This window comes from Methylobacter sp. BlB1, from assembly GCF_015476545.1.
In the GTDB taxonomy this organism is placed as follows: domain Bacteria; phylum Pseudomonadota; class Gammaproteobacteria; order Methylococcales; family Methylomonadaceae; genus Methylobacter.
In genome coordinates this window covers 129,839-143,373 of the sequence record NZ_JADMKV010000001.1, presented here as the reverse complement: position 1 = coordinate 143,373, position 13,535 = coordinate 129,839, and the positions used below count along the sequence as shown (strand labels likewise).

Sequence of the window (13,535 nt, the reverse complement as noted above, 5' to 3'; positions counted from 1 at the left end):
CCATGCTGCCTGACAATAATGTCCAGCCTCAAGGGCAGACTACCCCTGTCATGCAAGCCCCCCTAACCGAACCGGCACCGCCATTATACCAGCAACCTGCCAGCGAACTGTCTCCCGAACAAAGCCAGCACCAACTGCAGGCTATTGACGCCCTGATTCAAGCCGGCAATCATGATACAGCGCAAAAACTCGCCGATGACCTTGATCCTGCCGCCTTGTCTGTCCAGCAACGCGGCCAGCTGAATCTGATTTATGCCCAGATTGCGCTCAATGTCGGTGAGGCCGAACAGGCCCTCGGCAGACTGGAGTTAATTCAAGCCCAGCAGCTAAGTCCGGAAAATAGAATCAAATATTTTCAATCACAGGCCTTTGCGTTTTCATTAACCGGCCGCCTGCTGGATAGCGTCAGATCCAGAATCGAGTTGAGCAAGTTATTAAACCCGCCTGATGAGCGCGACGACAACCATGCAGTCATTCTTGAAACATTAAGCCTAATGCCAGAACCCGCCTTGCAGGCGCAATCGCATGAGGCAAAGGATGAACTGGCCGGATGGCTATCCTTGGCCAGCGTATTAAAACTAAAGGAGCAAGACCCAGCCGCTTTTGATGCCGGATTGGCAAAATGGCGCGAAATTTTTCCAGGACATCCGGCCAACTCTTACTTACTGAAAAACAGGGCCGAAAACGCAGACAGACAGTCCCTATCGATCGCCGTTTTACTTCCCGAATCAGGCCCTTTCGCTCAAGCCGCCAAGGCCATACGCGCCGGTTTTATGGCCGCCTACGCTCGCCAGGACAGCAATGGCTCAAAACCCACTGTCCGCTTTTACGATACTGAACAGTCAACCCCAGCCGACTTATATAATCAGGCGGTCACTGACGGAGCGGAATTCATTGTCGGCCCGCTAAATAAAGAACACATTCAAAGCCTTGCGGACTCTGTTGCATTTGACGTTCCCGTACTGGCTTTAAACCACATTCCGGGACTGCTGAAACACAATCTCTACCAGTTCGGCCTCAGCCCGATGGATGACGTTGAACAGATTTCCCATAAGGCCTGGCTGGACGGCCACCAAAAAGCCTTATTGCTGATTCCGGAAAACGATCAGGGCAAACGCATAGCCAATTTTTTCACAGAAAACTGGCAGGGAGTCGGCGGCTCAATTCTTGAGTTGCAAAGCTATAATCCAAAGTCCACCGACTTTTCCCCAGCCATCAAAAAGCTGCTAAATATCGATGAAAGCGAGGGCCGCTATCATAAAATTAGCCAATTGGTGCCCTCATTGACCTATACTCCCAGGCAACGGCAGGATGCCGATACACTCCTGCTAAGCGCTTACACTGGCGAAGCGCGCCTGATCAATCCGCAATTGCAATACTATCAAGCCGGTAATCTGCCCATTTACGCGTTGCCGGCTGTCTACAGTGGCCAGCCCGATCCGGCGCTGGACCAGGACCTCAACAAGATAACATTTTGCGATACGCCCTGGCTGCTCGGCTCCAGCCAGGACGGCCTCAGCATGAGCGCTCTGCAAGACATCTGGAGACAATTTACCAGTCCTTATTTGCGCCTGATCGCCATGGGTATCGATGCCTATGGCCTGATCGACCAACTGGATAAGCTCGACATCGCCCCCTACTCCGGAGCCACCGGAATCTTGTCACTGATGCCTGACGGGCGCATTAAACGCGAACTGGCTTGCGCCAAATTCATGGATGGACGGCCTGAACTGATCGACACTATCAATATATCTCCCACGCATGAAAATCAGCCCACGCAGGCATTGTTGCCGATGGACGAGCATGCTGAATAAAATCAAAGCGAAAGCGACTCACTTAATCCGCGGTGAAAACGCCGAAGAGCAGGCCTATCGTTTTTTGCTCGCCAAAGGGCTCGAACCGGTTTGCCGCAATTTCCGCTGCAAGCAGGGCGAACTCGATTTAGTCATGCTCGATAAGCAGACACTGGTGATCATCGAAGTCAGATTTCGCACATCCGATAAATACGGCAGCGCGCTCGAGAGTGTTACACAAAAGAAACAATCCCGTATAATAGCGGCAACTCATCATTATTTATCAGCCAATAAGACAGACAGGCCTATTCGTTTTGATGTTATCGCCATTTCCGGCAATGGCACTATAGATTGGATACAAAACGCCTTTTAACCCTGCAATTTCAATGAGCTTACAAGACCGAATCATCAATCATTTCTCCGACAGCATTCAGACCAAACAGGATGCCATGGCCGGCCTCTGCGAGCTTATCGAGTTTGCCTCGCAGCGCATGGTCGCCGCCTTACTGAATGACAAAAAGATATTGTCCTGCGGAAATGGCGGCTCGGCGGCCAATGCCCAGTTTTTGTCCTCGGCCATGCTCAACCAGTTCGAGCGTGAACGCCCCTCATTGCCGGCCATTGCCTTGACCACGGACACGGTTGCCCTTACGGCCATAGCCAACGCTTATCATTTTGATGAAATTTTCGCGAAACAAATCCGGGCGCTCGGACAAGGCGGCGATATCCTGGTCGCATACACCGACGCCAGCGATGCGGCTAATTTATCCAAGGCAATCACTACCGCACACGACAAAGATATTTCAGTCATTGCCCTAACCGGCCATGACGGCGGCATGATTGCACCGTTATTGAATGAAACTGATATAGAAATTCGCGCGCCGTCAAGCTCAACCGCACGCATACAGGAAGTACACCTGCTGATTACACACTGCCTGTGCGACTTAATCGACCATCAACTCTTCGGCGGCTAATCCATGAAAAATCATCTGTTGCTATCTCTGCTGCTCGTTATCGGCCTGTCCGTGAACGGTTGCGCGACAACCGGCAAACCAATCAATGAACGCCGCCACGGCGATATCGTATTGATGGATCAATCCATAGAAGCCAATGCATCCCAAGCATTAAGAGCCGATGAAGAAATAGAAGAGAAAAGCCACGTAAATGTCACAGCTTACAATGGCATAGCCCTGGTTACGGGTGAAGCCCCTAGCGCGGGCTTGCGCAATAAAATCATTGCCATAGTCCGAACCATTCCTAACATAAAACAGATACACAATGCCGTACTGCTTGCCAAGCCCAGTTCAGAGCAAGCACGCGCTAATGATGCGATAATTACCGCAAACTTGAAAGCAGCACTGGCTTCCATTAATACGATACCCGGATTCAACGGCACAGAAGTCAAAGTAGTCACCGAAAACGGTGTAGTTTACCTGATGGGGCTGGTGCACAAGAATGAAGGCGCGGCAGCCACAGAAGCGGCCCGGCAGACCGCTGGCGTCAGAAAAATCGTCACAAAATATGAATATATTGACTGAGGCGATTGCCATCGGCTTTAACGCGGCGCTGGACCAATACCACAAAATTAGCCGCTCGGCGTAGTCCTGTCACTGATCTGCCTTACAACTTTTATTCAGCGCTTTCCGCATAAAGCTCGCTGCTGCCGTCCATATCGCCGGTCTGGACATATAACAGCGGCTGGCCTTGATTCAGCGCCGCTCCGCCAACGACTCTGCAGACCGCGATTTTGTGATCGCCCGCCTCAGTATAATGACTGACTTCGCAGTCAAAATAAGCAAGGCTTTCGGATAATATCGGCGCTCCGGTTTTGCCTGTCAGCCACTGATAACCGGCCATCTTGTCTTTGAGGCCGGAGCGGCCGAAATGCTCGGCAATGGCCTGCTGATCCTGCCCCAGAACATTGACGGTACAGATGCCGCCCGCCTGCAGCAGCTTATAGGAATAATGCTGGGGATTAATGCTCAACGCCAGCAGCAGCGGATCAAAAGAAACCTGCATAACCCAAGCCGCCGTAAAGGCGTTTTGATGTATTCCGTCACTGACGCCTATGACATAGATGCCATGACTGATTTGCTTGAACAGCTTGTCAGGATCTTCAATCATTGCCGGCTACCAGTTTAATGCGCATCGACAAGTCAACGGCGCGGACATTTTTAGTCAACGCGCCGATGGAAATATAATCGACTCCCGTTTCGGCAATCGTGCGTATATTGTCAAGGCCGATATTACCCGACGCTTCCAGCTCTATAGCCCCGGCATTCAGCGCTACCGCTGCCCGCATGTCTTCGAGGGTAAAATTGTCCAACATAATGCGATCGGGCTTGGCCGCGATAGCCTCTTCCAGCTCCTGCATGGATTCAACTTCCACTTCGACAGGAACCGATGTTTTGGCACGCGCGCTCTGAACAGCCTTGGCTATGGAGCCTGCCGCCATAATATGATTTTCCTTGATCAATACGCCGTCATACAGCCCAATTCTATGATTATGGCAGCCGCCACAGGCAACCGCGTATTTCTGTGCATTCCTGAGTCCTGGCATGGTCTTGCGGGTGTCCAGCACTTTACAGCCGGTGCCGGCGACAGCTTCCGCGTATTGCTTGGCGACTGTTGCCGTAGCTGACAAAGTCTGCAATAAATTCAACGCGGTACGTTCTCCCGTTAACAGGCTTCTGGCCGGACCGCTGAGCCTGCAAAGGAGCGTGTCTTTATCGACCTTATCGCCTTCACTCACTAGCCAATCAATGTTGACGCCGGGATTTAATGCCTTGAATACCGCATCAAACCAGGCACGGCCGCAGAGCACCATGGCCTCACGGGTAATGACCTCGGCTTCTGCATGCGTTGTTTCGGGAATGATTTCCGCTGTAATATCGCCCGAACCGATATCTTCATCAAGAAAAGGTTTTACTTCTGCGATTTTTGATTGTTCTGTCATAACCTGTCTAATTTGGAAAGCGCTTGTTCTACGATGGATCTCTCATCCAAGGTTACAATAGCCGCCTGCCCTTGTCTAAATTTTTCAGCCAATTCATGGACTTTAACTTCAAGCATTTTTGCGCCATTTTTGCCGACAAACAGCATATTTTCCGTTTCCGCACTTTTCCATATCAGCTTGCCCCATTGCCGTTCCAACTCGGAACCGAAAGCTGCCCAGCTGTTTTCAAGTATATCTTTTACCTGCTCGCTCCACTCATCCACGATGACTTCAGGCTTGATGCTCGCGCCCTGTTCCACAACCGGACTGGCTTTAACAACACTACCCAGCTCTCTTTTTTTATCTTTACTATCCATCAGGATGATATGCCGTACCGCAAGATCCTTAAAGAAGCGTGACTGTGCGTTTTTATCGTATGAAATTCGATCCAGTCCGTATCTCAGTTCTTTGATCATGCCGGGCAAAAATTTTAATATCCGTTTTTTTTCATCATCATCTCTCGGAGGCAATACGCTGACCACCAACTCTTCCATGGCCCGTACCGATTTTATCCAAAGTTCCGGCTCTTCATTTCTACGCACGTGATCGACCAGCAAAACATGTTGCCAGACATCATGCAGAAAGTCGGCTATGACTGCCGGCAATTCCTTTCCCTGTATGCTGTCATCAATAGTCTTGGCTACGACTTTTTTGCTCAGCTCCAGCGATTCTTTATTTTGCATTAACTGTCTGGAGCGATCTTCAAGAATCTGAACCCGCTGCTTTTGTTTTTCCAGATAACGCCCAAAATCGCTTGCCTCATTTGCCCAATGAACATGCCCAGATCCATTTTCTCTGGTTATAAGCTTTATGACGTCGACAATGCGCTCGTAAATCAGGCGGTCACTATGATCAGCCGGATTTAAAAATTGCCCGGCAGCAAACAAATCATTCAATAAGCGCCTGACAGGATTCTCTATACCGGTAAAGACGCTGTATTGTCCCAATGCAACCGCAGCCCAAGGTATTTCCAACTGGAGCAAGGCGGACTTTACAGTGCTTGTCAGCGTATCGTCACTGTTAATTTCTCCAAAAATCAAAGCCGCTAAATCCAGAATATCTTCATCGCATTTGGCCAATGCCTTGATATCACCGCTGAAATTTAGCTCTTCAAGCTTTTTAATGACTCGCCATTTCAGCGGGCTTCCGATCTCCCGATCAGCATCCTCGAAAGCATAAAGCTGACCAAGAATTTCCAGCGCGTGTATTATTTCAAAATGCTCATAGGTGGCTGCACTTTCGGATTTCGGAATTAAATCATAAGCTGACGGGGTGTACATTGAACGCCACCGATCCAGTTTTTTCTGTAATATCTGAAAATCTCGGCTTATCGATTCACTGCTTGCGATAGAAGGTTCAGACGCTTCCCTAATTTCACTGACATCGTATGAGACTATTTCACACTCTGAATCGAGCCGCCTGGTCAATTCGCCGTAGATAAAGCCTAGCTGGCTAAACACATGATCTTCAAATGATTTATAGACAGCAACCCGAAACTTGGTGGTTAATTTCAGTGGATTAATCACCTCGGCCAAAGCATGAGCCAGATTTGCCGGTGAAGCCGGATTATTACGGTCAGAAAAGACTTGTTTTCCCATCTTGATTGAGAGTTGCCTGTTCATCTGATGCAACTGCCCTTGAAAAGAATGCTCGCAGTCGCGGATAATGGAAGCAACTACATGACTTTCCTCTACCATAGCATCGCTAGCCAGCGAGGCAGAGGCCATATTTATTTTCTGATCCGGATTTTTTACCGTCTTTTGAGAGGTAAAATGGAAAGCATCGCTCACCTTAAGTAAGTAATTTTGCTTTATTTTTCTTCGAACCGCCTGAACGTGCTCCAACTGCTTTCTATAATCCGTTTTCTCGCGATCTTTTCCTGATTGCAGCCCGAATTCGAAATCAATCCGCATACAGCAATCATCCACCAATGGCTCGATGTATTGATAAAAAATCGATCTGAATTTAGCTAGAATTTCGGCATCATTCGATGTGCTTTTGCTAATGTCTGTGTATTGCCGTATGTTCATAGCCATGTTTCTTCCGCAAAATAAATGATCAGTCTTTGCCAAACCAAGACTATACCTAAATTATTATTTTGACAGATAATACGCATTTTTATCGTGAATTCTGTGCTCTATTTCCGTTTTTTCCCCTATAAATTTCATGAAAATAGATAGTCATTGGCTGACTGACATTACCCGTCTCCTTTCGCCAAACTTTGACGCAAGAACCGATGCTACGGATATTTCCTTACTAGTCATACACTGCATCAGTCTGCCGCCGAGCGAATTCGGCACGCCTTATATTGACCAGCTCTTCTGCAATCAGCTCGACCCGGACAAGCATCCCTATTTCAGAGACATCTATCAGCTGACGGTATCCTCACATCTATTGATCAGGCGGACGGGAGAAATCGTGCAGTATGTACCTTTTGACAAGCGCGCCTGGCATGCCGGGAAATCGGTTTATGAAGGCCGGGAGAGGTGTAATGATTTCTCCATCGGCATAGAACTTGAAGGCACCGAGCTGATCGAGTACACAGACGCACAATACCTGCAACTGGCGGCAGTGATTCGCCTGCTGCTTGAGACCTATCCGCAGCTATCGACAGATCGCATTACAGGACATAGCGATATTGCGCCCGAACGAAAAACCGATCCGGGCGCATCGTTTGATTGGCAAAAACTGTTCAGTTTATTGAATACCTAATAGCCCGGCGGCGATCTATGCCTGTTCAGCATGCTTGGACTGCCCAATGCCAAATGATTCGGCAAGCATCAGAACCACGCCCAGCGTAATGGCCGAATCGGCGATATTAAAGGCCGGCCAGTGCCAAGAATCATAATACACATCGAGAAAATCGATAACATAACCATACAACAACCGGTCAATTAAGTTACCGATCGCACCACCCAGAACCAGCGCCAGCGCGGCAGCCAGCAAGGTCTCATGTTTTTTCAATCTGGCCAGCCAGACAGTAATGCCTACACTGATCACAATGGCTAACCCTGCAAAAAACCAGCGCTGCCAGCCGCCCGCTTCGCTCAGGAAGCTGAAAGCCGCTCCGGGGTTATGCAGATAAGTCAGATTAAAATACGGCATGACCGGGATAGACTCGTAAAGCTGCATCGAACTATCGATGATGAGCTTACTGCCCTGATCCAGAGCTATTGCCAATAATGACAACCATAACCATTTCAACATAGTACTCACGCAAATTGTCGGTTTTCGCCAGCGCCAGCCACGTTTTCAACGCAGCGACCGCAAAGTTCAGGGTGATCGGCATGCGACCCCACATCCTGACGTTGATGCCAACAGCGCACGCATTTTTTATGCCCGGACACAACAACTTTTAACTTGACGCCGTCAATCTCGGTTTGAACGGCATCATCAGGACAAACCTGATCGGCCATTACCGTGGCATTTGAAGTAATAAAAACAAAGCGCAGCTCATCGGTCAAGCGGTTCAAAGCATCAAAATAATCCGCATTGCAATACAGTTCGACCTCGGCATTGAGCGAAGCGCCTATCTCTCCCTTCGCCCGGCTCTTTTCCAGCTCTTTACCGACGACAGTTCGGACAGCCATGACTTTCTGCCAGAACTCGCGGTTCATCGCAGCCTCGTCGTCCAGTTTGCACAGGCCTTGATACCAAGTTTCCAGAAATATCGATTCACTGCGCTCGCCGGGCATATAATTCCAGATTTCATCGGCTGTATAGCTGATGATGGGCGCGAGCCAGCGAGTCAGCGCTTCCAGCACGTGATACATGGCCGTTTGAGCAGAACGTCTGGCCAAACAATCTTCTTTGGCCGTATATTGACGGTCCTTGATGATATCCAGATAAAAGCCGCCCAGATCGATCACGCAAAAATGGTGCACTTTCTGGAAAATAAGCTGAAACTGATAGCTTTCGTAAGCGGCCTTAACTTCTTCCTGGAGCGCATAGGCCCTATCCACGACCCAACGATCCAGGGCCAGCAAGTCCTTCGCCTCGACCAGATGCCGGGCAGGATCGAAGCCGTCCAGATTCGACAGCAGGAACCGGGCCGTGTTTCTCAAGCGACGGTATCCGTCCGAGGTCCGGTTAAGGATTTCATCGGACACTGACATTTCGCCGCGATAATCGGTCGACGCTACCCATAAGCGCAAGACGTCGGCGCCCAGTTCCTTCATGACCTCCTGCGGCGCGATCACATTGCCTCTGGACTTGGACATTTTCTTGCCTTCCGCATCCACAGTAAAACCGTGTGTTAACACGGCTTCATAAGGCGCCACATCATTCATGGCCGTCGAAGCCAGCAGCGATGACTGGAACCAGCCGCGATGCTGATCTGAACCTTCCAGATACAGATCGGCCGGGAAAGCCAATTCCTGGCGTCTCTCCAGAACACAGGCATGGGTAACGCCGGAATCAAACCAGACATCCAGCGTATCGGTCATTTTCTCGTATAATGAAGCTTCCTCGCCCAGCAACTCTTCCTTCTCCAGTTCAAACCAAGCTTCTATGCCTTTTTGCTCGATGCGTTGAGCCACTTGCTCGATCAGTTCAGGCGTGCGTGGATGCAGTTCGCCGGTTTCTTTATGGACAAAAAAGGCAATTGGCACGCCCCAGGTGCGCTGGCGCGAAATACACCAGTCAGGCCGGTTTTCCATCATGCTTTCAATACGCGCCTGACCCCATTCCGGAATCCAGGCTACCCGCTTGACTTCATTCAGCGCCTGCTCGCGTAAGCCGTTTTTATCCATCGAGATAAACCATTGCGGCGTAGCCCGGAAAATAATCGGCGTTTTATGGCGCCAGCAATGCGGATAACTGTGCAGGATGGCTTCCTCATGCACCAGCTTGCCTTTTTCTTTGAGCACCGCCACCACATGATCATTGGCACTGAACACATGCTCGCCGGCGAACAGTTCGGTATTAGGCAGAAAAACGCCATCGTTGCCGACCGGATTGTCGACCGGCAAACCGTATTTTTGGCCGACCACATAGTCGTCCTGACCGTGCCCTGGCGCCGTATGCACGGCGCCGGTGCCGGCATCGGTCGTGACATGGTCGCCGAGGATAATCGGTACCTGACGGTCATAAAAAGGATGTTGCAGCAACTGATGTTCCAGCGACGCGCCTTTGCAATAGGCAATAACATGGTAGTTTTCGACGTCATAGCGCGACATCGCATCCTTAAGCAGGACTTCAGCTATGACCAGGCGCTCTTTTTTGCTGTCTTTCTCGCACTGAACCACGGCATAGTCAAGATCGGGATTCAAGGCAACGCCCTGGTTGGCCGGCAGTGTCCACGGCGTCGTGGTCCAGATAACGACCGATAAAGGCCCCTCGCCATCATGCTCGGGGACATGATGGCAGCTCGCCATAAACGCTTCTTCATCAATAACCTGGAAACGCACATCGATGGCCGGCGAATGCTTGTCTTCGTACTCGACTTCCGCTTCGGCCAGCGCCGAGCCGCAATCGGTGCACCAGTGCACGGGCTTGGCGCCCTTGGTCAAATGCCCTTTGGCGCTGATTTTTCCCAATGCACGCACGATATCGGCTTCAAAGGCATAATCCATCGTTAAATACGGGTTATCCCAATCACCCAGTACACCGAGACGCACAAACGCTTCTTTCTGAATATTGACCTGCTTGCCTGCATACTCGCGGCAGGCCTTGCGAAAAACCGCCGGAGATACTTTAACGCCGGCCTTGCCGACTTTCTTTTCCACCATCAATTCGATAGGCAGGCCGTGGCAATCCCAGCCCGGCACATAAGGCGCATCAAAACCGCTCAGCGTTTTCGATTTGACAATGATATCTTTCAGGACTTTATTGACTGCGTGGCCGATATGAATTTCACCATTGGCGTAGGGGGGGCCATCGTGCAGAATGAATTTGGGACTGCCGGCAAACTGCTCTCTGATTTTGCGATACAGGCCGGCCTCCTGCCATTTATTTAACCGCTCCGGCTCGCGTTGCGCCAGATTGGCCTTCATCGGGAAGGCAGTCTTAGGTAGATTCAGTGTTTTTTTATAGTCCATCGTCATACGTTTCTTAATTCAGCAAAAATCTTTTTAGTATTCGCCACATCTTTTACGATCTGAGCCTTAAGTTCATCCAGCGACCGGAAACGCATCTCATCCCTGATCTTCCGCTTAAAATGCACTTCCACGTAACGCCCGTAAATTTCTTTATTAAAATCAAACAAATGTGTTTCCAATATCACTTTTGAGCCGCCATCGACCGTAGGCCGCGTCCCGACATTCGCTACCCCTTCGAATTCTTGGCCGTCTATGCCGGTCATGGTAACGGCATAGACGCCGACCACAGGCGTATTTTTTCTAAACATACGTATATTGGCGGTCGGATAACCGATCGTCCTGCCCCGCTTATCGCCATGCGCAACCCGTCCGCATACGGAATAACAGCGTCCCAGCAGTCTCTCGGCTTTAACCAGATCACCGGCGCCCAGCGCGTCCCTGATCAGGGTACTGCTTACGCGCTGACCGTCTACATAATAAGATCCGGTATCTTCAACTTCGAAACCGAACGCCTGGCCTTCTTTCTTCAGCATGGCAAAATTGCCGCGCCGGTCTTTGCCGAAATGAAAATCATCCCCGACAACCAAATGCTTGATATTCAGTTTTTTGATTAAAATATCCGAAATGAACTGTTCGGCGTCACAATTGGCAATCTGTTGATTAAAGCGCAATATCAGTAAATCATCAACGGGCAGCTTTAAAAACTGGATCACTTTCTCCCGCAAGCGCATCAATCGGGACGGCGCATTTTTTCCCAGAAAATATTCCAGCGGCTGCGGCTCGAAAATCATCACGATAACCGGCAGACCCAGCGCCCTACCGCGCGTCGCCAGATTATCAATCACGGCCCTGTGGCCTAAATGCAAGCCGTCAAAATTCCCGATAGTCAACACACAACCGTTTTCCAACGGTTCCAAATGAGACAGGCCTCTAATTAAACGCATGAATGTGACAAATCAAAATTCTTTATTCTATCATGGGTAACTTCATGAGAACTCAAAACATAAATCCGGCGAAATGCATGAATCCGACAAGAAACCCTAGGATTTCAGCAAAGCGCTATTGCAATACGTTACTGTCATGCCAGCCGACTAAATGCTTGAACCTTAAACCGGTCATGACTAATGTCGACGCATAAATTGCACACCCTATCGCAATCCATACGATCAAATTGATGACTCTGTCCATGGAATCCCACTGCCCCCATTGACTGACGTCAACAGAATAATACAAGGCGGCTGCCATTACCGCACTTGCCAACAGTATCCTGACCAAAAACAATGCCCATCCTTCGGCCGGCCGATAAACCTTTTCTTTCAACAGTTTGCCAAGCAGTAAAAAAGCATTTAAAAACGCGCTCAGGGATGTTGCCAAAGCGATCCCCGCATGCGCCATAGGAAACATCAGCGCAGCGTTTAAAATGATATTGGCGGCAATAGCATATAACCCATAACGGACCGGCGTTTTCATATCTTGCCGGGAAGTGAAACCAGGCGCCAACACTTTAATCAGAATAAATGCCAACAATCCGGCTGAATACGCCATGAGGCTCTGCCCGGCCAACTGCACATCGTCAGCGCCAAATTCCTTGTATTGAAACAGTGTCGATAAAATCGGTTCGGCCAGCATCAGCAGCCCGACCATGGCCGGCATGCCGATCAATAAAACCAGGCGCAGCCCCCAATCCAATGAATTCGAAAAAGCCCTCGCATCGTCGGCGGCATGATTTTTCGACAAGCTCGGCAAAATAACTGTAGCCACGGCAATGCCGAAAATACCCAGCGGAAACTCCACCAGACGGTCTGAATAATACAACCAGGAAACGCTGCCGGCGCCTAAAAACGAAGCCATCAATGTATCCAGCAGCAAATTGATCTGCGTGGCTGAAACGCCGAGAATCGCCGGCAGCATGAACCCCATCATGCGCTTGACGCCTACATCATTAAAATCGAATCTCGGCCGCGGGAGCAGACCTAAGCGCATCAAGGCCGGCATCTGAAACAACAATTGCACTACGCCGGCTATGAAGACTCCCCACGCCAATGCCACAACCGGCTCGGCCATCAGAGGCGCCAGCCAGATTGCGGCAGCGATCATGCAAATATTCAGCAAAGCCGGCGTCAAGGCCGGAATGGCAAACTTGCCGTGCGCATTCAAGACACTGCCTGCAAACGCCACCGACGAGATAAAAAACAAATATGGAAAAGTAATCCGCAGCATCTGCACGGCCAGTTCATGCTGAGATCCTTGCCAGATAAAGCCGGGAGCGAACAAAGTAATGAGCGCAGGTGCAGCAACCATGCCGAGAATCGTGACCAGCATTAAAACCAGTACCAAGCTTCCGGCCGTCCTGTCGACGAATTGCTTTAACGCCGCCTGGCTGCCGCGCTCCTTTTGGTCTGATAGCGCTGGAATAAAAGCCTGGGCAAAAGCCCCTTCAGTAAACAGGCGCCGCAGAAAATTCGGAATTTTAAAGGCGACAAAAAATGCATCGGTTGCCGGATTAACGCCGAAAAGCCGCGCTATCAGCATGTCCCGGACAAACCCCAATAGACGCGAAATCATGGCCATACTGCCCACAACGGCAGTTGATTTAAAAAGCTGTCCGCTCAATACTGCTCCTCGCTGTTAATTCATTATTTTTTTGACAATGATACCATTTAAAAAGATAATATGCGGTCTTATTAACTCACATAGCAAAAATCGAGA

12 protein-coding genes are annotated in these 13,535 nt (G+C 49.9%); 5 read left to right on the top strand and 7 right to left on the bottom strand.

The window, feature by feature from the left end; translation table 11 throughout:
• Positions 1-2: 2 nt before the first annotated feature.
• The 4 genes from IT781_RS00655 to IT781_RS00640 are packed head-to-tail and all read left to right on the top strand — an operon-like array spanning position 3 to position 3,331.
• Positions 3-1,814 carry a penicillin-binding protein activator gene (locus IT781_RS00655; protein ID WP_194968194.1) on the top strand — a complete coding sequence of 604 codons (1,812 nt, stop codon included), beginning with the start codon at positions 3-5 and terminating at the stop codon, positions 1,812-1,814.
• The gene (locus IT781_RS00650) at positions 1,804-2,166 is read left to right on the top strand and encodes a YraN family protein (protein ID WP_194968193.1); all 363 of its coding nucleotides are present in this window, start codon (positions 1,804-1,806) and stop codon (positions 2,164-2,166) included. Before IT781_RS00655 ends, IT781_RS00650 begins: the two co-directional genes overlap by 11 nt.
• A gap of 13 nt (positions 2,167-2,179) precedes the next feature.
• Positions 2,180-2,767 carry a phosphoheptose isomerase gene (locus tag IT781_RS00645; RefSeq protein ID WP_194968192.1) on the top strand — a complete coding sequence of 196 codons (588 nt, stop codon included), beginning with the start codon at positions 2,180-2,182 and terminating at the stop codon, positions 2,765-2,767.
• A 3-nt stretch (positions 2,768-2,770) separates the two neighbouring features.
• Positions 2,771-3,331, top strand: coding sequence for a BON domain-containing protein (locus IT781_RS00640; RefSeq protein WP_194968191.1), 561 nt, complete (start codon positions 2,771-2,773; stop codon positions 3,329-3,331).
• 91 nt (positions 3,332-3,422) lie between these two features.
• On the opposite strand, the gene IT781_RS00635 is transcribed toward IT781_RS00640, so the two are convergent.
• From IT781_RS00635 to IT781_RS00625, 3 genes are read right to left on the bottom strand one after another with little or no spacing between them, the layout of a single operon-like run.
• Positions 3,423-3,917 (bottom strand): flavin reductase family protein, encoded by a 495-nt coding sequence (locus tag IT781_RS00635; protein WP_194968190.1) that lies wholly within the window; start codon positions 3,915-3,917, stop codon positions 3,423-3,425.
• On the bottom strand, positions 3,910-4,749 hold the full coding sequence (nadC, locus tag IT781_RS00630; protein WP_194968189.1) for a carboxylating nicotinate-nucleotide diphosphorylase: 840 nt from the start codon (positions 4,747-4,749) through the stop codon (positions 3,910-3,912). The genes IT781_RS00635 and nadC overlap by 8 nt, the downstream gene beginning before the upstream one ends.
• Positions 4,746-6,824 carry a DUF1631 family protein gene (locus tag IT781_RS00625; protein WP_194968188.1) on the bottom strand — a complete coding sequence of 693 codons (2,079 nt, stop codon included), beginning with the start codon at positions 6,822-6,824 and terminating at the stop codon, positions 4,746-4,748. Before IT781_RS00625 ends, nadC begins: the two co-directional genes overlap by 4 nt.
• A 130-nt stretch (positions 6,825-6,954) precedes the next feature.
• Between IT781_RS00625 and ampD the strand changes: the two genes are divergently transcribed.
• Positions 6,955-7,500, top strand: coding sequence for a 1,6-anhydro-N-acetylmuramyl-L-alanine amidase AmpD (gene ampD / locus IT781_RS00620; RefSeq protein ID WP_194968187.1), 546 nt, complete (start codon positions 6,955-6,957; stop codon positions 7,498-7,500).
• Positions 7,501-7,515: 15 nt separating this feature from the next.
• On the opposite strand, the gene lspA is transcribed toward ampD, so the two are convergent.
• From lspA to murJ, 4 genes are all read right to left on the bottom strand, one after another.
• Complete coding sequence (lspA, locus tag IT781_RS00615) at positions 7,516-7,995, bottom strand: signal peptidase II (RefSeq protein WP_194968186.1); 480 nt, start codon at positions 7,993-7,995, stop codon at positions 7,516-7,518.
• A gap of 5 nt (positions 7,996-8,000) precedes the next feature.
• Positions 8,001-10,832, bottom strand: a complete 2,832-nt coding sequence (gene ileS / locus IT781_RS00610) for an isoleucine--tRNA ligase (RefSeq protein ID WP_194968185.1) — start codon at positions 10,830-10,832, stop codon at positions 8,001-8,003.
• Entirely contained in the window at positions 10,829-11,770 is a 942-nt protein-coding gene (ribF, locus tag IT781_RS00605) for a bifunctional riboflavin kinase/FAD synthetase (protein ID WP_194968184.1), read from the bottom strand. The genes ileS and ribF overlap by 4 nt, the downstream gene beginning before the upstream one ends.
• A 115-nt stretch (positions 11,771-11,885) precedes the next feature.
• On the bottom strand, positions 11,886-13,439 hold the full coding sequence (murJ, locus tag IT781_RS00600; protein ID WP_194968183.1) for a murein biosynthesis integral membrane protein MurJ: 1,554 nt from the start codon (positions 13,437-13,439) through the stop codon (positions 11,886-11,888).
• Positions 13,440-13,535: the final 96 nt, after the last annotated feature.

Excerpts from the sequence above, each read along its gene's own strand:
- IT781_RS00645 (WP_194968192.1), top strand. The coding sequence starts at position 2,180 with ATGAGCTTACAAGACCGAATCATCAATCATTTCTCCGACAGCATTCAG.
- ileS (WP_194968185.1), bottom strand. The coding sequence starts at position 10,832 with ATGACGATGGACTATAAAAAAACACTGAATCTACCTAAGACTGCCTTC.
- IT781_RS00625 (WP_194968188.1), bottom strand. The coding sequence starts at position 6,824 with ATGGCTATGAACATACGGCAATACACAGACATTAGCAAAAGCACATCG.
- ribF (WP_194968184.1), bottom strand. The coding sequence starts at position 11,770 with ATGCGTTTAATTAGAGGCCTGTCTCATTTGGAACCGTTGGAAAACGGT.
- nadC (WP_194968189.1), bottom strand. The coding sequence starts at position 4,749 with ATGACAGAACAATCAAAAATCGCAGAAGTAAAACCTTTTCTTGATGAA.
- IT781_RS00650 (WP_194968193.1), top strand. The coding sequence starts at position 1,804 with ATGCTGAATAAAATCAAAGCGAAAGCGACTCACTTAATCCGCGGTGAA.
- IT781_RS00640 (WP_194968191.1), top strand. The coding sequence starts at position 2,771 with ATGAAAAATCATCTGTTGCTATCTCTGCTGCTCGTTATCGGCCTGTCC.
- lspA (WP_194968186.1), bottom strand. The coding sequence starts at position 7,995 with ATGTTGAAATGGTTATGGTTGTCATTATTGGCAATAGCTCTGGATCAG.
- IT781_RS00635 (WP_194968190.1), bottom strand. The coding sequence starts at position 3,917 with ATGATTGAAGATCCTGACAAGCTGTTCAAGCAAATCAGTCATGGCATC.
- IT781_RS00655 (WP_194968194.1), top strand. The coding sequence starts at position 3 with ATGCTGCCTGACAATAATGTCCAGCCTCAAGGGCAGACTACCCCTGTC.
- ampD (WP_194968187.1), top strand. The coding sequence starts at position 6,955 with ATGAAAATAGATAGTCATTGGCTGACTGACATTACCCGTCTCCTTTCG.